The following is a 23,221-nucleotide window of genomic DNA, read 5'->3' on the forward strand; positions in this document are numbered from 1 at the left end:
TCATTTTCAAATTTGCTAATACTCGAATTTGCTAATTAAACAGCTCTCGGATCAGTTATCCTTCCGGTTACAGCCGCCGCGGCGGCAACAAGCGGCCCGGCGAGTATAGTGCGTGCGCCCGGCCCCTGGCGTCCTTCGAAGTTGCGGTTGGATGTAGAGACTGCATACTTTCCGGCAGGAACTTTATCGTCATTCATGGCAAGGCAGGCCGAGCAACCCGGTTGTCGCAGTTCGAAGCCGGCTTCGGTAAGTATCTTGTCCAGTCCTTCTGCTTTTATCTGGTCTACTACCATGTGGCTGCCCGGTACAAGCCAGGCGACTACATTGTCGGCTTTTTTCTTGCCTTTTACAAAGTTGGCAAATGCGCGGAAATCTTCGATACGTCCATTGGTACAACTGCCAAGGAATACGTAGTCTATTTGTTTGCCTTCTACTTTCTCGCCCGGCTCGAAGCCCATGTAACCCATAGATTTTTGGAATGAGATACGCCCGGCTTCATCTATCTGGTCGAGGGTCGGTATCGACTCATTGATGCCCATACCCATTCCCGGGTTAGTTCCGTAGGTAATCATCGGTTCTATTTCGGAGGCATCGAAAACCAGCTCTTTGTCGAATTTAGCTCCTTCATCGGTTTTCAACGTTTTCCAGTAAACCAGAGCTTTGTCCCAAGCCTCGCCTTTAGGGGCAAATTCGCGTCCTTTTACATATTCGAATGTGGTTTCATCCGGAGCGATTAATCCACCACGCGCACCCATTTCGATGCTTAGGTTACAGAGTGTCATACGTTCTTCCATCGACATATTGCGGATGGCTTCTCCGGCATATTCTACAAAATAGCCTGTTGCACCGCCTGTCGTTAGCTTCGAAATCATATAAAGTGCAAGATCTTTAGCAGTAACCCCGTCTTTCAGTTTACCGTTGAAGGTGATACGCATTGTCTTAGGGCGAGTCTGCAATACACACTGCGAAGCCAATACCATCTCCACCTCGCTGGTACCGATACCAAACGCTATCGAACCGAATGCTCCATGTGTGGAAGTATGGCTGTCGCCGCAAACAATAGTCATTCCCGGTTGTGTAAATCCATTCTCAGGGCCGATGATGTGTACCACGCCATTTTTCTTATGTCCAAGAGGGTAAAACAGGTTTATCCCGAACTCTTGCGCATTTTTAGACAGGGTATCCAATTGGTTTTTAGACACAGGGTCTTTTACCGGCTGGTCTTGATTGATAGTAGGCGTATTGTGGTCGGCGGTGATGGTTGTCTTTTCGGGACGGAACACCTTTAGCCCGCGTGCCCTAAGTCCGTTGAATGCTTGTGGACTGGTTACCTCGTGGCAGAAGTGACGGTCGATATACAATTGTGTAGGTCCGTTTTCTACAGATGATACGACATGCGCATCCCAGATTTTGTCGAATAAAGTTTTCATTCTTTATAATGATTTTATAGTTTTTACTTTAATGGATCTTGCGTGGCTGATATTTTGGCAAATACACTCATCCTTATTTTACGAATTTATTAACTGCGTTGATAAATGCTTCTACCGAAGCTACTACTATATCGGTATGAGCCGAGAAACCATAATAATTCTGACCTTCGTGCGATACCTGCATATGCACTTTCCCTGTATCGTCGCTACCCTTATTGATGGCCTGGATAAGAAATTCTTCTATAACCATTTTCCGCTTTATTATTTCTTTCACAGCCTTTATCGCCGCATCCACAGGTCCGTTTCCGGTGGCCGATGCCTGAAATTTTTCACCGGCAATATCAAGTCCTACTACACCTATACATTTTACGCCCTTGCCCGAAGTGGTCTGCATAAAGTCGAGCTTGATACGTCGCATCATATCAGTTTCTCTTCCCGCCAGTATCAAGACATCTTCATCGGTAATGTCTTTTTTGCGGTCGGCCAGTTCGAGAAAACGTTGGTATAGTTCGGCTAGGTTGTCTTCGCTAACTTCTATACCCAGCAATTCCAACCTGTTTTTAAGGGCGGCACGTCCGCTACGTGCTGTCAACACGATAGCATTATCGTCTATACCTACGTCTTTAGGGTCGATGATTTCGTAGGTAGAAAGATTCTTAAGTACACCATCCTGATGGATACCCGAAGAGTGGGCAAATGCATTGCGTCCCACAATAGCCTTGTTTGGCTGAACCGGCATATTCATCAGGCTTGATATCATGCGGCTGGTGGGATATATCTTTTGTGTATTGATATTAGTCTCTATATTCAGTTCTTTGTGGCTTCTGATTGCCATAACCACTTCTTCGAGCGAAGTGTTTCCGGCACGCTCGCCTATACCATTAATAGTAACTTCTACCTGGCGCGCTCCATTCAGCACACCCATTACCGAATTGGCTGTAGCCATACCCAAATCCTGATGGCAATGCGTGGAAAGGATTGCATTCTTCATATCCACATTATCTATCAGGTACTTGATTTTTGCCCCATATTCGGTAGGGAGGCAATAACCGGTAGTATCGGGAATGTTGACAACAGTAGCACCTGCATTTACAACGGCTTGTACTACCCTTGCCAGATACTCGTTGCTGGTACGTCCGGCATCTTCGGCATAAAACTCCACATCTTCTACATAACGTTTGGCATACTTCACGGCAGCTATTGCACGTTCTATTATTTCGTCTTGATTGGAGTTGAATTTGTATTTGATGTGGTATTCCGATGTGCCGATACCTGTGTGAATCCGTTTGTTTTTTGCATATTTCAATGCTTCGGCAGCTACTTCTATGTCTTTTTCTACAGCACGTGTAAGGGCACAGATGGTAGGCCAGGTTACGGCTTTGGATATTTCGACAACCGAATTGAAGTCTCCCGGACTGGATACAGGAAAGCCGGCTTCTATAACGTCTACACCGAGCGATTCGAGCGCCTTTGCTACTTCTATTTTTTCGATTGTGTTCAATTGGCAACCGGGCACTTGCTCTCCGTCTCTCAATGTTGTGTCAAAAATAAATAACCTGTCCATAACTTTTCTTAATTGGTTTTACATTAACATATATCTCATAAAAAAACCTTTCTCATCATTTAAGAGTGAGAAAGGCTTTCAGTTTTTTATATCGTTAACTACATAGCAACACTCACCCTAAATTTCTCCAGAGGATAATGAGTGAGCTAAGAATAATATTACTATGCTTTGTCATATGCTTTTTACTTTTCGGTTGACAAAGTTATTTTATTTTTCTGTAAACACAAATAAAAAGTTTATTTTTTTCCTGTTTCGTGACAAAATTGTTCTTTGTTTGCATTTTATGCAATTAAGTAACAAATTCTTCATGTTGTTTTGCTATCTTTGGTGGTAGTTTGCTACTAAAAAGGTAACGATCCGGCAGCAGGAGTTCTGCCCAAAAGCGTGCTTTTAGCTAAAACAGTTAAACACAGGCTGACACTAACACACAATAATAACTCTTTGATATACTGAGGATGGGTATAAAGATTTAGCAAGAAAGGGGTGCATTCGCCCCGCAAAATCATGTATTTTCCGAGATTTAGATAAATGCCTAAAGCTAATATTCTAAATCCTCCGGAATTTATTCATGCTTTAGGCATTTATCTAAAAGTAAACTCCCATCCTCTGTTTTATAAACGAATGTACGATGGACATACTTATATATTTTGCAATAGCAATAATTATAATCTGGGCTATATTCAAACTACTCAACTATGATAACAGCGCAGAAAAAGACAAAACCAGGATCAACAACAAACCCCAATCGCCGGGATTGTGGCAACGGATAACGGCCCCGCACGTTCCGTACGATAATCAATCGCTATCGTGGTGCAGCAAATTGTTGGCTGTAGACGTAGTAGAACTTAAAAAGATACTGGCATACAGAGACATTCACTATAAAAGCTTCCGTATAGGGAAACGCAGCGGGGGCTATCGTACCATTTCGGCGCCTAACGAGCAGTTGCTCAATATACAAAAGACGATATACAACCGTATATTGCTGCCTGTCGGACTACACCCCGCTGCCACAGGCTTCCGCAAGGATACCTCTATAAAGGACAATGCAAAACCACATCTGGGTAAGAGGCTGGTGCTCAAGATGGATATTGTCGATTTTTTCGGTTCGATACACGAATATCGCGTCAGGAAAATATTTCAGGCAATAGGCTATCCGGTCAATGTATCGGATGTGCTGGCTGCTTTATGCTGCCTTCGCCAACGATTGCCACAAGGCGCACCTACAAGCCCCGCACTGAGTAATATTGCGGCTCTCGAAATGGATAAGAAACTGGCTGCTTTGGCTACAAAGTACAACCTGACATATAGCCGTTATGCCGATGATATGACTTTTTCGGGCGATGAGTTTGAAAAAGACAAACTGATAAAGATAGTGACCAAAGCCGTACAATCCGAAAACTTTGCCGTCAAGAGATCTAAAACCCGCTATATGGGTGAGAAACAGAGAAAGATAGTAACAGGTATTTCTATCAGTTCGGGCGAGAAGATGACCATTCCCAAGTCTAAGAAGCGGCAGGTGCGCCAACAAGTACATTACATACTTACCCGCGGACTGGATGCTCACCAACGACATATTGGCAACAACGATCCGGCATACCTGAAAAGATTGGTGGGATATCTTAATTTCTGGCTGTCGGTAGAACCTGAGAACAGGTATGTAAGGAATTCGATAAAAGCCTTGGCTAAAATAAAGACCGTGGGAATAGTATAAAAAGTAAAAAGGCCTCGATATCGCATCGAAGACCTCCTTAAACCCTAACACAAACTTAACAAACTATACACCTTAAACATTAGACGTTGTATAAATGTTCAGATAAATATGCGAAATTTTGTTAAATCTAACCTTTCGGCTGCATTTTATCCGATTTAAATGATACAAGTATATGTTTAAATCCCATAGCCTGTAAAATAGGAGTAAGGAGATTGGTTGCATTTTCGCGGCTTTTGCTTTCTATATCCAGACGATAAGCCTGTTCTCTCAATTTGATTTCGGCATGGCGGTAAGCTTCGTCCACTATTTTGGCAGTCTCCCACAACCCGTATTCCATATTGTAGATGCGCGAATTTTTATGGTCGATGCTTACATGGCACACCTGCGGGGCAGGCAGCATCAAGCGGAGCGAGTCGCCCGAAACATAGATATCCTTTTCGCTGAGGAGGGAAAGGTCGATACACCCGGTAACCTCTCCCGATATTACCAGCATAGTTTTGGCATTGGGTAGCCACTGGCGTATCTTCTTGTATTCTACAATATCCTGTAGGTTGTATTTTACCACTTCAAGGTTTCCTATATCGGTTATCGTCTCTATTATCATATTGTGGGATACTTCGACTCGCGGTTCATCCTTTTTATTGCTTCCTCGTAGCAGAAACATAAATAATGCCCCTATAGCTATTCCCAACAGGAGAACCAATATGGAAGTCTTTTGCGAAGTTGCGAAGATATTTTTTCCCGTCATTATCTTTTTTAAATGATTTTATAGTAAGGTAAAGGTACAAAATAGCATAGAGGATGGCAAAAACTGTAAGTTAAAGAAATATTACAGTTACTAAATATCCTATACAAATAAGCATCTGTGCCCTTCGCCGGATTTAATTGCCGGCTAAAACACAAATGCTTAATTTGAGATAAGATGAACTTATAAAACGCAATTGCGGGCTTGAGGTCGCAACTGTCTTTATTTTTTTTACTGCCAATGGTAAGGCTTTTTACAGATATTTTGTATCCTTTACCATTCAGCTTTACCTTTGCTTCGGATATAGTCTACGAAAGGGCTTTAATTCATCTGAACAAAGAACTAATCGTATCCCTCTCTCCTTCAACGAGAAGACGCTGCATAACCGTTCGAAGAGGTCGATGTTGCCGTATGGTCTGCTATATTATACGAATATCCGTCTTTATCGTCGGCAATGAAGTAGTTGCCATTGTCCCAGAATTTAACACGGTGGACATCTAAAGATGTATTCCTCAACGCATTTTTCAACGATTGAGGTACAATTCCCCTGTATTTATATCCGTTACGGTAAGTTAATACAATGCCTTTCTGCGACATATGTGCATAAAGCAATGCTCCATGCTCCTTAACGCCTTCATTCATAAAGTCGAGAAGTTGGCGGCTCGAAGCCGATACTTTGTTGTCGGTAATTACCATCCAGTCTCCGGCATCGTTGAATGTTACCGAAAGAAGCTCTTCGCCTGCAGTGTTAAGCTCTTTGAGACGGGTGGTTAAGTCGGTAGGTAGGTTACTGCTGTTGTAGCCGTTTACCCCCCAAAGGATGAGCCACTTTCCACCTTCCGATAGGCGGACATCTTTGATTTTTTTGTCTTCGTTGTTAAGATTTGTAATTTTCTCTCTCAAGTCGGACGGAATATCTTTTGTACAGCAATAACCATTGTTGCCATAGATAGCTACAGCTCCGTATTTGTCGGACATAGCAACATTTTTACACTGTCCCCACTTCTGTATCGAATTTCTGATATGGGAACGATCTTGGGCATTTAGGGCATTAAACAGTACAAGAAAACCCGCTAAGACAATTAATTTTCTTTTCATTTTGTGCTGTGTATTAGAAGTTTTACTCACATAACAAGGAACATAAACCAAATAGCGTTGCCTTACATTCCTTCTTCCCAATAGTAATTTTACGGGGTAAAAATAATATGGATTATTTTCTTATTTGAATATTTTATGTTAAAAAATCAAGTCTATAGCCTAGACAGACTCTAACAAATCACAGCGCGCAGGTTTTCTACCCGTATATATCCCTTACGTTCAGCTTCTTTAAGTCCCCGTTGCATAGCAGCCTCAACATTAGTCCCACTGCGGGCAAAACCGAACAGTTGAGCACAAAGCCGTTGAAGATCAGATACAGGCAAACTGATCTCATCTCTTAAAATAGACCTCATCGCATTTGCAATTTCCTCCGGTGGAAGGTCTACAGCATCGCGCGAAGCTCCCGGGCGAAACGAATCGTAGGCGTCGCATTGTTCCTTATCATTCCATATATATATAAGTCCTTCGTGCTTAGTCTTGTAGTGAGGTACCAAACTGAACAGCATTTCGAAATTGGCATCGAGACGCTGCCCCAACCGCGATATCCCCCATGCAGCCAATATCTGGCGGCACACACGCAGACGGCTTACGGGCGCTTCTACCTGTATCACTTCTTTCATCTGCGAAAGTATGATCCTCCGGCTTTCAGGCGACAGAAACGTTTCGGTACTGTTGTCGGAAACTATGGTTTGCAGTTCGGCGGATATATACTTTTCACTACTGTCACCCCCCACCCTACTATCAACTACCTGTTGCTGAACACTTTTCAGCACTTGAGACACGGCTTCTATTTCGGGTTCTTCTTCCGGTAGTTCTTCAATATAAAGTTCTTCTTGCGGCTTATTCGTTATAGCTTCCTTTATCTGGGAGATAACATCGTCACTGTTTTCCCACCAATCCATTGTCCATATCCGGCAAATGTTCCAACCCAGTAGTTTCAATACACCGTTTTGCACAATCTCCCTGTCGCGGGCTGTCTTAGTCCGTTTATAGTTCTTTCCGTCGCATAATATGCCCAATATGTATTTCGACGGGTTTTCCGGGTCTACGATACCTATATCTATCTTGTAACCCGAACATCCTATATTGGTATGCACCGTAAAGCCTTCTTCGCGCAGTCTGCCGGCTATCACATTTTCGATAGCCATCGCCGGTTGTTCTTCTGCTTGTCCGGCAACAACGATACGTTCGCCCCTTTCGGCATATTCGAGGAAACGCTTCAAGCCTACCACCCCGACAGCCGATGTGCGAGCCAGGTCTATCTGTTCCGACCGCAATGTGCTGAAAATTATCATCTCGTAGCGCGCGCGCGAAACTGCCACATTCAAACGGCGTTCACCACCCAGGCGATTGAGCGGGCCGAAGTTCATACTCACACGCCCCGAAGCATCGGGCCCGTAACCCACCGAAAACAGGATAACATCGCGCTCGTCTCCCTGCACATTTTCAAGGTTCTTTATAAACAGAGGCTCTTCGCATTCGAGCGCCAGTGTTTCCAGTTCGGGGTGGAATATAAACAGGTCGGACAGCAGGTCTTCTATCAACGATTGCTGTACGGCACTGAACGTTACAACCCCTATGCTCTTCTTCCTTAGCTTGCGATCCCTCAGGCGGCGTTCTATTTCATTTATCACGGCTTGCGCCTCAGTCTTATTTTGCCTCGATTTGCCCTTATCGTAAAAACCTTCGATATGCACCATTTTCACTTTCGATTCTATATTATCGGGCGAAGGGAAGGTAAGCAGTTTATTATCGTAATACTCTGAATTGCTGAATGCTATAAGGCTTTCGTGCTTACTGCGATAGTGCCACAACAGATGCTTCGATGGAATGGAAAGGGCTAGACAATCGTCAAGGATGCTTTCAAGGTCTTCCATTTCGATATTGTCTTCGTCTACAGTATTCACCGAGAAAAAGTTGGTCGGCGGCATCTGCTTAGGGTCGCCCACGATGACAACATTGTTGCCACGGGCAATAGCTCCTACAGCCTCGTAGGTAGGCATTTGCGAAGCCTCATCGAACACTATCAGGTCGAACTTGTCGGCATCGGCATCTATATACTGTGCCACCGAAATAGGGCTCATCAGCATACATGGGCACATACGCGACAAAAGGGTCGGTATCTGGTCGAATAGTTTGCGGATGGATATACCCCTCGCATTGTTCCTTATGTTGCGCTGTAGAATACCCACTTCGGAGTTTTGCGCAGCTTCGCGTGTAAACGATGGTATATTGGCTGCCAGACGGGCAAACAGTTCCTTTTTGGTAAGTTCGGAAAAATCAGCCATCAGGCGTTTATACTTCTCTATCACCTCGTTGAACATCTTTCCTTTGAACAGTTCAAGCTGAGGCTCTTGTGATATAATGTAAAGGATGGCAGCATGGCTCACAGCCTTTTCAAACACCGCTTCTATACTCGTTGACGGTATATTATCTTCTTTATATCTGGATGCTACAAATCCTAATCCTATTTCTTCTACCTGCCTGCGCGCCACCAACCATTGATACCAGTCTTTGAGCATATCCCAATTGCTGAGCCAAAGATTGAGGCGGGTCAAAGCCAATGCAATCCAATCGGCTGAGTTGCTATACAGCATATCTTTCGATATACCAAGTGTTTGCACCAATATGTTTACCGCCGTTTCGAGCTGAGACAGCAGGCTGTTGATTTCGGCAAGCGGATTTCCGTATATGCTCCTGAACGGCTCTATTCCTTCCGACAACTGGCGGGCAAAGGCTTTCTTTATACGCGAAGAATCGGATATATCGTTTGCATATTTCATTATCAGCGAATTGATAACAGCCGTTTCGTCCATTATCTGTTCCATCACCGCCCAGTCTTCTGCTCCGCGCCTGCCATAGCGTCCGAACAAGGATGGCAGGTTGGCGGCAAACTGAGCCACGTATTTTTCCTCTTCCTGATATTTTATAATATCATTTAATATGCTTCTTACATTATCCGTCTCTACAGGAGAAACAGCATATAGTTTCAACATTTTCTTTATTTTCCGCTGACCGAGCAATCGTGGCAGGAACCATTTGTCGCTTGCCTGATTCCACGACAGTAATGCCTGACGGGCATCCATGGCAAGGATATCTGCAGTGAAATGCTGCCCTAAATTATTTTTCAGCCTGTCGCGCTCTTTGCCATGAACGCCAACTTCGCGGTATTCGTCAATCGTTTCGGTGAGGCGTGGTGCAGTAAGCAGGTCGGGTGTAAGTTCGGGTATATGCAGCAAATGATCCATTATAGCCGAAATGATATCCATATCGGCTTTCGTGTACTCGGGCTGTGTATCTCCCAACAACTCAGATATAACCGACAGCCGGGATTTTATTTTTTCGAGAAGGACTACAGTATCACCGATATTGCTTCGCGCCTCATCTTTCAGTGCCGACGAATAATTGGCAATTTCGATACCCGATAGCGGATGGTTGTGCGGATGCCCACAAGCATTTGTTGTCCTCACTAGCGAATCTACAGCCTCGCGCCATTGCAACAGGGTTTCTTCATCGAGCGACTCTATCATCGTGCGGGGAATATCGAAGAGCTTTTCCTCTGTTATCGACTCGTGGTGCGAAATAGCATCGTATAGCGACCATCCAAATGGATATACTTTGTGCAGGGCTTCTATATGCACATTCAATTCCTTACGCAGAGCCAACAAGCGTTCGGCTTCGCGGGCGAAATTTTCGGGAGGTGTTTGTTTCACAACTTCCGATGTATCTTTCAGTTGCGACAGCACCGCAGTCTTTTTCACCTTATTGGAATGCAATTCGAGGCAAAACGGAGCAAGCCCGATAGCAGCAAGCCTGTTTTGCACAACAGAAAGGGCAGCCATTTTTTCGGCTACGAACAACACGCGCTTACCCTTATACAGTGCGTTGGCTATTATATTGGTTATCGTTTGCGATTTACCTGTTCCCGGAGGGCCATGCAGGATGAAACTCTTATCGTTGACAGCTTCGTAAATGGCTTCGAACTGCGACGAGTCGGCACTGATGGGAAGCATCAGTTCGGTAAGCGACAACTGCTTCTCCAAGTCGGAAGCATCTGCCATCTGGTCGTCTACCTCCCACTCTATTTTGCCGTTCATCAGGCTCGATACAATCGGGTTTTTAGCCAGCTTGTGCGAGTTGTTGTGGATATCGTTCCACATGATGAACTTATTGAAAGAAAATATGCCCAGTATGGCTTGTTCTTCCACATCCCATTTGCGCTGGTCTTTGATGCTGTTGCGGATAATGGAATATATCAGCTTTACATTTACGCCTTTCTCGTCGACAGGTAGCGGATCGAGCCCCGATATGGTAATACCAAAATTCTGGCGAAGCATTTCCAGCAGGGTGATATTCATCATCGTATCTTCTTCGCGCGAACGTATTATATAGCCTTTCGATGCCGACTTGCGCACAATTTCCACAGGCAACAACAAAATAGGTGCATAGCGCGGGCGTTCGCTGGCCGGTGTCTCGTACCAACGGAGCAAGCCTAATGCAAGATAAAGGGTGTTTGCCCCGTTTTCTTCCATTGCCGTGCGCGACGAACGATAGAGGTATGTAAGTGCCTTTGCCAGATCGGCTTCCGAAAGGTATGACCGCAGGCGGCTTTGCGAAAGCTCCGAGTTTATCAGTTCTACAATCGGGTCGCTTTGGGCAACAGACTGGTAGATACCGAAATTGTACAAGGGATTGTCCCAATCGGTAGGTTTGTGCATTATGCGAAACTCGCTGCCTTCGGCCAAAGCATCTTCCAATGCGGGAAGGTCGGCTGGGATAAGCTGCAATGTATTCTTAGTGACGCGTATATTCAGCAGGTTGTTGCGAAGGCTCAGGTCGAGCAGCTTACGTTCCCACATCAGCTGTTTGGTAACGACTATCTCGGTATCTATACCCGACAGGTCGTAGCGGCTGACGGCTTGCGGGGCTGATTGTACGGATTCGCTTGCCTGCGATTCGTCTTCTTTTATCTCCCAATACTGCCCGTTGAGTATCCGTTGAGGTATAGGCCTGATTCCCGAGAAACGTGACCTTTTGATATCTACTGCCAATATAAATTCGGAGAGTTGTACCAGCCGTTTGTCGGCCAACCTGACAGCCTGATCGAAGTCTGCACCTACGCCCATATTCATGCCGGTAGTTTCTACCAGCGTAATATCGTTGATACCATCGGCCGTACGCTTAGTTATCAGCGAGGCATCGTCTATCACATTATCGGGGAAAGTTTCGGGCACAAGCCACCCTCCGGCAAATGCATGTCCCTGCACAACTATAATCAACGGATAAATGCCGACCGCTTCAAGGCACGAAGCATAGAACAAAGCCATGTCGAGGCAAGTCCCCAGCTTTTGAGACATAACGGTGTCGGCAAGCCGCACGCGCTGCCCATATTCTTCGAAACTGGCGGGTACTGTACTGTATATAATATCCTGCTCGGCTATTGCCGAGTAGATGGCTGCCATCTGCTTGCGCACACGGTCGGGATTGCGGCTCTGGTATTCGTCGAGCGAAGGGCTTCCCGTCCATTGTTCGAGTATGGCGGCAGCACGCCTTATTACCGGCACTATGGCTGGATGATTGGGGGTGACAAAGGCCGAAAGCATTTCGGGAAGCACTGCTATACCTCCCCACTGGTCGTATGCCAATATGTCGATAGGATATACCTGCCGGAAAAGCTCATCTTCGCCCGACGATATTTGCACCGTGATGCTACCGGCTAGCCTTTCGGTAAGTTGGGCAAAGTATGTAGACGAGAGGTTGAGCGACAAAGATTCCACACGGATGGTTTCGCCTGCACCCAACGACTGTATGGCGACAGGCACCGCCTCGCCGAAAACAGGTTCGGCAATAAGGGTTACCTTCAAATCGTTGAAATGGTTTCCGGTGAGGTTTTCTATTGATAATTGGCGGATAAGCGACACCCGGTTTTGCTGCATTGCAAAGTTGACAACAGGCAGGTAGGTAAATTCAACTTTCAGTTTGTCCATTTAGTCAGATAGTATTTATATGCATTGAGCCACAAAAATGTTAAAAATGAAACCAAGCTACAATGATACAAAAAAATAAGGCTGAACAGTGTATTTAGCCTTATTTTTATCTTGATTTTTACCACGGAGCCGGATAGAATTATACGAGGAATATCGGATTCGTGTAATAAAACCGATGACAGACGAAAATTATCCGAACAAATGCAGAACTTAAATTACTACTTTTTCTTCATTCATTTTTAGTCTGTTTTCGGCTAATTTCCCCCTTCGCTCAGCTCAAGCAGCCCACTACTACCGCTTCGCGCATGAAAAAATTATCTCTAAAACAGTTCTAAAAATTAGAATGAATAAAATTTAAACAATTACTTAAACTTCTCTATTATTTTCAGCAGCTTGCCTAGCGATGGTATATCATATCTGAGGTTGTTGCGGATATTGTCGAAGTCCAACTTATTTACCACCCGTAAGGTTGTATAAAAACGCTTAGTGTACGACTTGCCTACAAGGCGATAGATATTGTCGAGGTCTTTTGCCGGATGCTTTCTCATCTGGGCATCTACAACAAAGGGGTCGAAGCCAAGTTTTTTGTGGATAAAAGGGCCTGTGAGCCTTTTGTCTATCTTACGGAAATGATGCGTCTCTGCCAGAAACCATGCTTCTATTTCGTGTATGGCAATTATCATATCGTAGTACGGCGCATCGTGCTTGAGGTGCGCAGGCAGAAAACGCAGCCCCTTCTCCAGCCGTGCAAGGTCGTCGATAGGTATAGGATATAAGTCGCGCAGGCCGATAATCTTTTCATAACCACGCTTCCGCAGGTTCGATATATTTTCTATTATTTCCGATTTCACCCTGTTGTCGGCTCCGCAATCGTATATCATTATCTCGTATTGGGGATTGCGCGAAAACGAAGAGTTGCGGACAATTTCCTGCTTCGGTATGCTAGTACCTCCACGAAACTGCCGCTGTAAGATATTGATATGGGAAGCTCCCAGTATTTCCTTAGCCAGACGGGTTACAAAAATCTGTTCGGTCTGTCCTTCAACAAAAAAGGCAATCCTTTTCATCATTCATCGTCTTCTTCCATAGCACCGAAGCCTTCTTTAAAAAAGTCGGTGGTAAGAAATTCAAAGTTATTTAGTCCTGTGTATTTGAAGTCTTCAAATTTGTCTTTCGAATTGGTATAGTCGTAAAATACCGATCGCGCCGATGTTTCACGCTCTATCACCGTCCAGTAACGCAGAGGTATCTGGTTCATCACATAACGGTCGTTGGTGGTGATGAAGAACTGAAGGTTGGAGTTGTTTATCCGTTTGATAACAATGTTCATCATACGGCGCGAAGCATCGAAGTCCAGCCCTTCGCCCATATCGTCTACAAGCATGCAAAGCGACATGTTGCTCATACGCGCATAGCTGAGCATAATAATCATGGCCAATGAGCGGAACAATCCCTGCGACATATCGCGCTGCGAAACAATATAGCTTCCGTCTTCTTCGACACACAAACCGTAGGTATTGTCTTCGTTTTTATGTATGCTTACATCAGTGATATTATATCCCAGATCGTTCATGCCTGCAATAATATCATCCTTGAAGGCATCGCCATACGTCTCGCCACCACTATAGAAGGTATAAATCAGAATTTCGGTGCTTTCGATGCCGGGGTCGCCGCCGTCGATACGAGTATAATCCAGTACCTGCTTGCTTTTTTCAAACTGGTTGGCAAACATATAATTCATCAGCGAATTTCCCCATTCTACAAAAAGTTCGAAATAAGGTTTCCCGTCTTTGTCGAACGAGGCAGCAATGGGTTTGCTCGTTTCCACTTCGTACGCTATTTGCTTGCCGCTGCTGTCGAGCAGGAAATTCTTATTCCTGTCCAGAAGGGTCTTCCCTTCATATTTAATTACCTCATCGGTCACTTCTCCATTTTTCAAAGAGAGTATATAGTTGTAATGTTTGCCGTTGTCGGTAAATATCACATCAAAATTTTCGGAAAATCCTACCGTCACATCACGCCCATGCTCTTTGCCGTGTTTCAGCAAGTTGGCAAGGCTATGGATAGCACTGAGGGTACGGGTCTTGCCCGCCGAATTTTTTCCGACCAACAAATTTATATTTTCGAAATAGGCATAATCGCCACCGGGACCATCCAGTTGCCATTGGCGGGGCTGGCTTATATGTCGCGTATATTTTATGGCTCTGAGTATCATAGCTTTGTTGAATATAAAGTGTTCTTACTCTTCTGTAAAACGTATTGCATAAACAAAGATAGCTTTTTTAAGAGTCTGTTTAAATTTTATAGCAATTTTTTTATGGCTACTTTTAGATGGATTTTTTGTATTTTATTCGATGGATTAGCGGGCTAAACCGAGAGGAAAAGATAAGAATAGCTAAAAATGAACGAAAAAAGTTCTGTTTTTTTAGATGGAAACGATATACAAACACGTCTTTATCAATGTTTCGATGAATGGTTATAACCAACATCTAATTATCTCTCTCGTTTCGGGTTTTTTATTTTCTTTTCGTACCTTTGTATCCTAATAGAAAACTAAACAGACGCATGCCGGTAAATATTCCGAACAATCTTCCTGCAATAGAGATTCTGAAAAAAGAGAATATCTTTGTAATGAATGACTTGAGGGCAAAAGAGCAAGATATCAGACCCTTGCGTGTTCTGATACTCAACCTGATGCCAATAAAGATAACTACCGAGACAGATCTTATCAGGCTCTTGTCGAACAATCCCCTGCAAGTGGAAGTAGATTTCCTGAAACTGGAAACACACACGTCGAAAAACACTTCGGAGGAACACCTGACTATGTTCTACAAAAATTTCAGCGAAGTAAAGGACGATTTCTACGACGGAATGATAATCACCGGCGCACCTGTCGAACTATACGACTACAAGGATGTAAGCTACTGGCCCGAAGTATCTTCTATTTTCGACTGGGCACGCACCCACGTCACCTCTACCCTATATATCTGTTGGGCGGCACAAGCTGCACTTTACCACTTCTTCGGCGTAAACAAACAAGTATTACCCGAAAAGATGTTCGGGGTATTCAAGCATACGGTACACGATAAGAAATTCCCCTTGTTTCGCGGATTCGACGATGAATTTTACGTGCCTCACAGCCGACATACGACCGTCTCGCGCGAAGATATTTTGCGTAACGGCGAACTGAGGATATTATCCGAATCGGACGATTCGGGCGTGGGTATAATCGCTTCGCGCGGTGGACGCGAATTTTACTTCACTGGGCATTCCGAATACGCGCCTTACACCCTGCACAACGAGTATGTGCGCGACCAGGAAAAAGGGCTGCCTATAAAAGTACCTGCCAACTATTACAAAAACGACAATCCGGCCAATGCCCCCATCGTACGCTGGTCGGGACACGGCAATCTCTTGTTCAACAATTGGCTCAACTATTTTGTCTATCAGGAAACACCATTCGATAAAACCCAGATAAAGAATTTAAAGGATATAATGCCTGTAAACAACAAGTAAAAATGGAAACCCAGATCATCAAACAAAGCGATTTTACCCCCGAGCTATATACGCAAGAACAGCTCGACTGCGTGGAAAATCATATCAAAAAGCATTTCGGGAAAATAGGACACATTTTTCACGAAAACGTCTCCCCCGACATCCATGTAGACGTATATGTAGTAGAACCAACCGAAGAGAAGAATTACTACACATTGCTGACCGTAGGCATGGGTGCCCACAAGATGAACGTACCCGAAAATATAGGAGACGAAACCTTAGCACGAGCCGAACTGCTGATAAAGTTGCCACCAACATGGGACATAAAGGCTTACGAGGAAGAATATTACTGGCCTCTACGTTGGATAAGGCAGATGACCAGATACCCCATAAAATACGATACATGGCTGGGATACGGCTATATTTATACTGCTAAAGAAACATTTGCCGAGAACACAGATTTTTCGAGCCTATTGTTCGATATACCTATCACATCGGGAAAAGAGGCTTGTATATGCACACTACCCGACGGTAAGCCTCTAAGGTTTTTCCAAATGATTCCTCTATACAAGGAAGAAGTGGCATATAGAAGCGAAAAAGGGATAAGTGCCCTGTTCCGCCTGCTGGGAAATGAATACCCGGATATTTTGGATATCAGTCGCCAGAATTTCGTGGAGAAGTTTGGAGCCGTAGAGAAGTAAAAAGTAAAGATCGACTAATTAAAAACACCCTTGCTCAAAGCCCGAAAAATAGAACTTCTTGCTCCCGCCAAAAATCTGGAGTGCGGTATCGAAGCCATCAATCACGGTGCCGATGCCATATACATAGGTGCGCCCCGGTTTAGTGCAAGGGCAGCAGCAGGCAATACGCTCGACGATATAAAAGCATTGGCCGAGTATGCCCACCTGTTTGGCGCAAAAGTATATGTAGCCCTCAATACAATACTCAACGACAAGGAATTGCAAGCTGCGGAAGCCCTCATTTGGGACTTATACAACCATGCCCACGCAGACGCCCTCATCGTGCAGGATATGGGCATCACCCGCCTCAACCTGCCGCCGATACCCCTGCATGCAAGCACACAGACCGACAACCGCAGCGTAGAAAAAGCCCGCTTCCTCGAAGAAGCAGGATTCAAGCAGATAGTGTTGGCTCGCGAACTCACATTGGACGAGATAAGCGAAATATCGGCACAAGTATCCGTTCCGCTCGAAGTATTCGTACACGGGGCATTGTGCGTGTCGTACAGCGGGCAATGCTATATCAGCCAAGCCCTTTCGGGACGTAGTGCCAACAAAGGCGCGTGTGCCCAATATTGCCGCCTGCCCTATACGCTGACCGATGCCAATGGCGCGGAGATACAGAAAGACAGGCATTTCCTGTCGATGAAAGACCTCAACCAGTCGGAGCATCTCGAAGCATTGCTCGATGCAGGCGTTTCGTCGCTGAAAATAGAAGGACGGCTAAAAGACGTTTCGTATGTAAAAAATACGGTAGCCTATTACCGTAAGAAACTGGACGCCATCTTTGAAAGACGTCACGAATATGTACCTTCATCGTCGGGAAAAGCAACCTATAGCTTTACGCCCGACCCAGCCAAAAGCTTCAACCGGGGGTTTACCAACTATTTTCTGAATGGCAGGGCGAAAAATATCTGGTCGATAGATTCGCCAAAGTCGATAGGCGAACCGATCGGCAAAGTAGCGGAAGTAACCACCAGATTTATCAGCCTGCACAACGGTGACGATATACACAACGGCGACGGGCTGTGTTTCTTCAACTACAAGCGCGAACTCGAAGGCATACATGTCAACCGCGTGGAAGGCGACCGCATCTATCCCGCCACCATCCCCAATGTAAAGAAAGGAACAATGGTATATCGCAACTACGACCATGAGTTCAATAAAATATTATCGAAAAAATCGGCCGACAGGAAAATAGCGGCCACAATCCTCCTCAAAGAGATACCTTTTGGCTTCTCCCTCGAAACAGAAGACGAAGACGGCAATTATGCCATCCTCAACTTCGAACACAAAAAACAACCTGCACAGAAAGACCAGGCGGAAAATATAAAAAGTAACCTCAGCAAGACAGGAAATACTATCTTTTTCATCGAAAAGGTAGATATAAACTTTAGCCAGAGTTGGTTCGTACCCGCATCGCTGCTCTCGGAATGGCGGCGGCAACTGACCGACAAGCTCCTCTCGCTGCGGAAGATAAATTACAGGCAGGAACAGGTTGCATTTAAACAAACCTCTCACCCTTTCCCCAAAGAAAAGATTTCTTATCTGGGAAATGTAATGAACGAAAAAAGCAGGGAGTTTTACCGCCAACATCAGGCTGAAGTGATAGAACCTGCATTCGAAGCCGAAGCACAAAAAGATGTGCCATTGATGTTCACACGCCACTGCATCAAGCAATCGCTGGGCTGGTGTCCCAAAGAAGGACGGGAAAAACACGCATACAAAGAACCTTTCTTTTTGACATATAATAATACAAAATTAAAACTTTCGTTCGATTGCAAGCAGTGTGAAATGAAAGTATATTGCGATTCTTCCGATAATTAATATACATATTGATATTTTCTTTATCTTTGGATTTTAATTTTAACAAAACAGAGATATAACTTTTGTGAACTTTGCGTAAAACTTTGTGTCCTTTGTGGTAAAAATAAATTAAACCACTAAGAGCATAAAAGAGTATCACAAAGGACACAATTTATACATAGTAAGAAAACCTATGCTGAAAAAAATAATAAAATACACCTGGCCTCCTGCCATAGTAGCCCTCATTATATTCTATTTGTGCTGCCTGATACCGACTGACGATGTGCCAAGTGTAGCATTCGAATTTCCCATCCCTACCGATAAGGTTGTACATTTCCTTATGTATTTCGGGTTGTCGGCAGTAGCTTCTATCAATTACATTTACGATAAGAATGGGAAAATAATCATACTCAAACTCATAGTATTCGCCATATTGATACCTATACTCTATGGCGGACTGATAGAGATATTGCAACACAACTATTTTGCAGAAAGAAGCGGCGACTGGTACGATTTTCTTGCCGATGCATTAGGTTCGCTGGCATCGCTGCCATTTTCGCTCTGGTTCAGGCGTTTCCTGCTGCGCAGGCATGTGGAAGAGCATTACGCATAAAAAATAAAACAGGCTATGAACATTGTAATAATAAAATACAACGCAGGCAACATCTTTTCGGTCGAACACGCTTTCAAGCGGTTGGGCATCGAAGCCCTCGTTACCGGCGACAAAGAACTGATACAGAAAGCCGACAAAGTGATTTTCCCCGGCGTGGGCGAAGCCAGTTCTACAATGAAATACCTGCAAAGTACAGGATTGGACAAGGTGATACCCAACCTCACGCAGCCTGTACTGGGCATCTGTCTGGGTATGCAGTTGATGTGTACACATTCGGAAGAAGGCAACGCCGGCTGTCTGGGCATCTTCCCTACAGAGGTAAAACGCTTTATCGCGCAAAAGCACGAAGAAAAAGTGCCGCATATGGGTTGGAACAATATTTATGAGGTGAAAACTCCATTGTTCGACAGCCGGCTCGAAAACCAGTTTGTTTACTTCGTCCATAGCTACTATGTAGCTCTGTGCGAGCACACTGCTGCCACAACAAACTATATACAACCTTTCAGCGCGGCATTGCATAAAGACAATTTCTACGCCACACAGTTCCACCCCGAAAAAAGTGGGGATATAGGCGAACGTATATTGAAGAATTTTATAGAAAACTGCTGACAACAGATCCCAAATGATAGAAATAATACCCGCAATAGACATAATAGACGGCAAGTGCGTACGCCTTTCGCAAGGCGACTACAACGAAAAAAAGGTTTACAACGAAGACCCGCTCGAAGTAGCCCGCATGTTTGAAGGGGCAGGCATACGCCGCCTGCATCTGGTAGACCTCGACGGGGCAAAGGCGCGGCATATAGTAAACATCGGGGTACTGGAAAAAATAGCAAGGAATACCAATCTCGTCATCGACTTTGGCGGTGGTGTACAAAGCGACGAAGATGTGCAAAAAGCCTTCGATGCAGGAGCATCTATGGTTACTGGCGGAAGCATTGCCATACGCGATAAGGAATTATTTGAGGGCTGGATAGAAAAATATGGCTCGGATAAAATCATATTGGGAGCCGACTGCAAAGACCGCAAGATAGCCGTATCGGGCTGGCAAGAAGCTACATCGGTCGACATCATCCCTTTTCTGGGCGAATATATTGCCGAAGGTATATCGAAAGTCGTATGCACCGACATCAGCAAAGACGGTATGCTGCAAGGGCCTTCCGTCGGCTTATATAAAGAAATATTACAGCATTACCCTACCCTCTACCTGATAGCCAGCGGAGGAGTTAGCTGTTTTCAGGATATTCTCGATCTGGAACAGGCGGGCATTCCTGCTGTTATTCTGGGTAAGGCAATTTACGAAAACAGGATAAGCCTCGAAGAATTGAGCAGGGGGAACTAAAAAAGAATGGACAAAAAAGTAACAGCCATTTGTTACTTTATCCTTATAGCTTTATCTTTACTATATAGATAATAAGCGTATTGTCTGGAAAAAAGTGACAAATAAAAAACAGGAGAAAATGTGTTACATGTGTTACTTTTTGGAGAGATACAAGATACTGGTGGCGAGTAGACGAGTTGGTTGCTGATAGAATATGAACTTGTGTCTCGTATCCGGAGCAAACACATGAAAAAATCTACGGGCGAATGATAATTCGCCCCTACAAAGCTCAGAATTGAGTTCAAATAAATTTCATGCATTTGCTCTGGTCGTGTATTTTGTTTACTTGTATCTAATTGTTGACTGCTAACTAAAAAACGATATGCTTGCAAAAAGAATAATACCCTGCCTCGATGTAAAAGACGGCAAAACCGTGAAAGGAACAAACTTTGTCAACCTGCGCGAAGCCGGCGACCCGGTAGAACTGGGCGTGCGCTATAGCCAGCAGGGAGCCGACGAGCTTGTATTCCTCGACATTACGGCTTCGCACGAAGAACGTAAAACGTTTACCGAACTCGTAAAGCGCATTGCGACAAACATAAACATACCTTTCACCATAGGCGGGGGAATAAACGAACTGGCCGATGTAGACCGCTTGCTGAATGCGGGAGCCGACAAGGTATCGGTAAACTCTACGGCTATACGAAATCCGCAAATAATTACAGAGATAGCTAAAAACTTTGGTTCGCAGGTCTGTGTTTGCGCAATAGATGCTAACTTTGAAAACGGGGTATGGAGTTGCTATACCAGCGGAGGGCGCAACAAGACAGACAAAGAGCTGTTTAGGTGGGCAAAAGAGGCCGAAAACCTCGGTGCGGGCGAAATACTTTTCACCAGTATGAACCACGATGGTGTGAAAACGGGGTATGCCAACGAAGCTCTCTGCAAATTGTCGGAGATGCTAAGCATACCTATCATAGCATCGGGGGGAGCAGGCAAGATGGAACATTTCCGCGATGTATTTACGCAGGGGAAAGCCGATGCTGCACTGGCGGCCAGCGTTTTCCATTTTGGGGAGATAGCGATAAAAGACTTGAAAGATTATCTGAAAAGAGAGAATGTAAATGTGAGGTAAATTAAGAATAATATAGCTTTTATTGAAACTAACAACTAGTATAACTATTTGATTTGAAAACAATAAGTATCATCATATTCTCCATCTTTTGCCTGTCGCTCAGCGTAGCAGGTCAAACAGTCTATACCGGATATGTAGATAAACACCCGGTTGAATTGGTAATCTCGACTATATATTCCGACGGCGATGCCAGAGCGATATATGCATATTCCAAGTATAATACTCCGATTGAGATAAACGGAAATCTGAAAAAAAAGGAGTTGAGGCTCTACGAAAAAAATAATGATGACACCGACAAAGCAGTTTTCTTTTTCAAGAACTTTGACGATAAAGGTCAAAAACTGAGCGGTATATGGACAAATATAGAAACCGGTAAGAAACTCAACGTTATCTTAAACAGGCAATTCTCTCTCGATGCAGAAGAAAGGCATCAATGGGATACAAGGGAGATTCTGCAAAAAAATTCCCTCGATGATAAATACTTTAAGTTGGTAATATCTAAAGATGATGGTGATTTAGACTCATCTGCATCCGAACTTAAAATACTGAAAAAGAGTACAGGCAAATTGTTTCAAAAAATTGATCTGGGATACCAATTGGAGGGAATAGATAATATCGAAATAGATGATTACAACTTCGATGGATATATGGATTTCTCTGTTTTCGAAGCTAGTTATGCCGGCCCTAATACATCGAGCATCTATTTCTTGTACGACCCGGCAACGGACAGCTTTTTCCGGAGTAGCTTTTCAGGAACATCCCTGTCTTTCGATAAAGAAAAAAAGTTGATACACGAACATAATCAGTGTTGTGCAGGCCGTATTCATATGAATGCAATATACAAAGTAGAAGGCAACCAAATGGTTTTGGTAAAAAAAACCTGCCGTGAGTATAATGATGATATGGCAGATTTTATAGAAGTAGACTGTAACTAACATAAAAATAATAGAATAAATAGTTTTGGCAACAATGAAACTGGATTTTGAAAAAGTAAACGGGCTAATACCCGCCATCATACAAGACAATGAAACAAACAAGGTCTTAATGCTGGGCTACATGAATGAAGATGCCCTGAAAAAGACACAGGAAACAGGCAAAGTAACCTTCTACAGCCGTACCAAAGAGCGGCTATGGACAAAGGGCGAAGAAAGCGGCAACTTCCTCAATGTGGTGAGCATAAAAGACGACTGCGACCACGACACCCTGCTCGTCAAAGTGAATCCAGTTGGCCCTGTCTGCCACACGGGAGCAGATACCTGCTTCGAAGAAGAGAATAAAGAGAACATATTGTTCCTTAAATATTTACAACAGTTTATAGAAAAGCGGTACAAGGAAATGCCGGAAGGTTCGTACACCACATCGCTGTTTCAGTCGGGTGTGAACCGCATGGCGCAGAAAGTTGGTGAAGAAGCCCTGGAATCGGTAATTGAAGCATGCAACGGTACTGACGAACGCCTCGTTTACGAAGCGGCCGACATGCTTTATCATCTCATTGTGCTATTGACATCGAAAGGGCTGACCATCGAAGATTTAGCAGTAGAATTGCAAAAAAGGCATAAAAAATAGTTAGTTGCAA

At 44.3% G+C, this 23,221-nt stretch carries 17 protein-coding genes; 10 read left to right on the top strand and 7 right to left on the bottom strand.

The window, feature by feature from the left end:
- Positions 1-35: 35 nt before the first annotated feature.
- Together leuC and D0T57_RS04925 are read right to left on the bottom strand one after the other, a co-directional pair.
- On the bottom strand, positions 36-1,430 hold the full coding sequence (gene leuC, locus D0T57_RS04920; RefSeq protein ID WP_163271472.1) for a 3-isopropylmalate dehydratase large subunit: 1,395 nt from the start codon (positions 1,428-1,430) through the stop codon (positions 36-38).
- Between the two features lie 73 nt (positions 1,431-1,503).
- Positions 1,504-2,994, bottom strand: coding sequence for a 2-isopropylmalate synthase (locus D0T57_RS04925; RefSeq protein WP_163271474.1), 1,491 nt, complete (start codon positions 2,992-2,994; stop codon positions 1,504-1,506).
- 628 nt (positions 2,995-3,622) lie between these two features.
- Between D0T57_RS04925 and D0T57_RS04930 the strand changes: the two genes are divergently transcribed.
- Positions 3,623-4,705: a retron St85 family RNA-directed DNA polymerase gene (locus D0T57_RS04930; RefSeq protein WP_163271476.1), complete on the top strand. Its 1,083-nt coding sequence runs from the start codon at positions 3,623-3,625 to the stop codon at positions 4,703-4,705.
- A 127-nt stretch (positions 4,706-4,832) separates the two neighbouring features.
- On the opposite strand, the gene D0T57_RS04935 is transcribed toward D0T57_RS04930, so the two are convergent.
- The 5 genes from D0T57_RS04935 to D0T57_RS04955 form a co-directional block, all read right to left on the bottom strand.
- Complete coding sequence (locus D0T57_RS04935; RefSeq protein WP_163271478.1) at positions 4,833-5,453, bottom strand: DUF4230 domain-containing protein; 621 nt, start codon at positions 5,451-5,453, stop codon at positions 4,833-4,835.
- Positions 5,454-5,813: 360 nt separating this feature from the next.
- Positions 5,814-6,428: a hypothetical protein gene (locus tag D0T57_RS04940; RefSeq protein ID WP_163271480.1), complete on the bottom strand. Its 615-nt coding sequence runs from the start codon at positions 6,426-6,428 to the stop codon at positions 5,814-5,816.
- A gap of 290 nt (positions 6,429-6,718) precedes the next feature.
- On the bottom strand, positions 6,719-12,535 hold the full coding sequence (locus D0T57_RS04945; protein WP_163271482.1) for a DUF3320 domain-containing protein: 5,817 nt from the start codon (positions 12,533-12,535) through the stop codon (positions 6,719-6,721).
- Positions 12,536-12,897: 362 nt separating this feature from the next.
- Positions 12,898-13,605 (bottom strand): DUF4276 family protein, encoded by a 708-nt coding sequence (locus tag D0T57_RS04950; RefSeq protein WP_255490501.1) that lies wholly within the window; start codon positions 13,603-13,605, stop codon positions 12,898-12,900.
- Entirely contained in the window at positions 13,602-14,750 is a 1,149-nt protein-coding gene (locus tag D0T57_RS04955) for an AAA family ATPase (protein ID WP_163271484.1), read from the bottom strand. The genes D0T57_RS04950 and D0T57_RS04955 overlap by 4 nt, the downstream gene beginning before the upstream one ends.
- Before the next feature lie 350 nt (positions 14,751-15,100).
- Here D0T57_RS04955 and metA point away from each other — a divergent pair, with 350 nt between their 5' ends.
- The 9 genes from metA (at position 15,101) to hisIE (ending at position 23,211) form a co-directional block, all read left to right on the top strand.
- Positions 15,101-16,051, top strand: coding sequence for a homoserine O-succinyltransferase (gene metA / locus D0T57_RS04960; RefSeq protein WP_163271486.1), 951 nt, complete (start codon positions 15,101-15,103; stop codon positions 16,049-16,051).
- A gap of 2 nt (positions 16,052-16,053) precedes the next feature.
- The gene (locus D0T57_RS04965; RefSeq protein ID WP_163271488.1) at positions 16,054-16,731 is read left to right on the top strand and encodes a suppressor of fused domain protein; all 678 of its coding nucleotides are present in this window, start codon (positions 16,054-16,056) and stop codon (positions 16,729-16,731) included.
- A gap of 30 nt (positions 16,732-16,761) precedes the next feature.
- Entirely contained in the window at positions 16,762-18,597 is a 1,836-nt protein-coding gene (locus D0T57_RS04970) for a U32 family peptidase (protein WP_163271490.1), read from the top strand.
- A gap of 172 nt (positions 18,598-18,769) precedes the next feature.
- A complete protein-coding gene (locus D0T57_RS04975) occupies positions 18,770-19,189 on the top strand; it encodes a VanZ family protein (RefSeq protein ID WP_163271492.1) in 420 nt (139 codons plus the stop codon).
- Positions 19,190-19,204: 15 nt separating this feature from the next.
- Entirely contained in the window at positions 19,205-19,798 is a 594-nt protein-coding gene (gene hisH / locus D0T57_RS04980) for an imidazole glycerol phosphate synthase subunit HisH (RefSeq protein ID WP_163271494.1), read from the top strand.
- A gap of 13 nt (positions 19,799-19,811) precedes the next feature.
- On the top strand, positions 19,812-20,531 hold the full coding sequence (hisA, locus tag D0T57_RS04985) for a 1-(5-phosphoribosyl)-5-[(5-phosphoribosylamino)methylideneamino]imidazole-4-carboxamide isomerase (protein WP_163271496.1): 720 nt from the start codon (positions 19,812-19,814) through the stop codon (positions 20,529-20,531).
- A 361-nt stretch (positions 20,532-20,892) separates the two neighbouring features.
- Positions 20,893-21,645 carry an imidazole glycerol phosphate synthase subunit HisF gene (gene hisF, locus D0T57_RS04990; protein ID WP_163271498.1) on the top strand — a complete coding sequence of 251 codons (753 nt, stop codon included), beginning with the start codon at positions 20,893-20,895 and terminating at the stop codon, positions 21,643-21,645.
- A 53-nt stretch (positions 21,646-21,698) separates the two neighbouring features.
- On the top strand, positions 21,699-22,580 hold the full coding sequence (locus tag D0T57_RS04995; RefSeq protein ID WP_221412283.1) for a hypothetical protein: 882 nt from the start codon (positions 21,699-21,701) through the stop codon (positions 22,578-22,580).
- Between the two features lie 34 nt (positions 22,581-22,614).
- On the top strand, positions 22,615-23,211 hold the full coding sequence (gene hisIE / locus D0T57_RS05000) for a bifunctional phosphoribosyl-AMP cyclohydrolase/phosphoribosyl-ATP diphosphatase HisIE (RefSeq protein WP_163271500.1): 597 nt from the start codon (positions 22,615-22,617) through the stop codon (positions 23,209-23,211).
- The last annotated feature ends 10 nt before the right edge of the window (positions 23,212-23,221 follow it).

Source organism: Dysgonomonas sp. 511, from assembly GCF_010501105.1.
Taxonomy (GTDB): Bacteria; Bacteroidota; Bacteroidia; order Bacteroidales; family Dysgonomonadaceae; genus Dysgonomonas.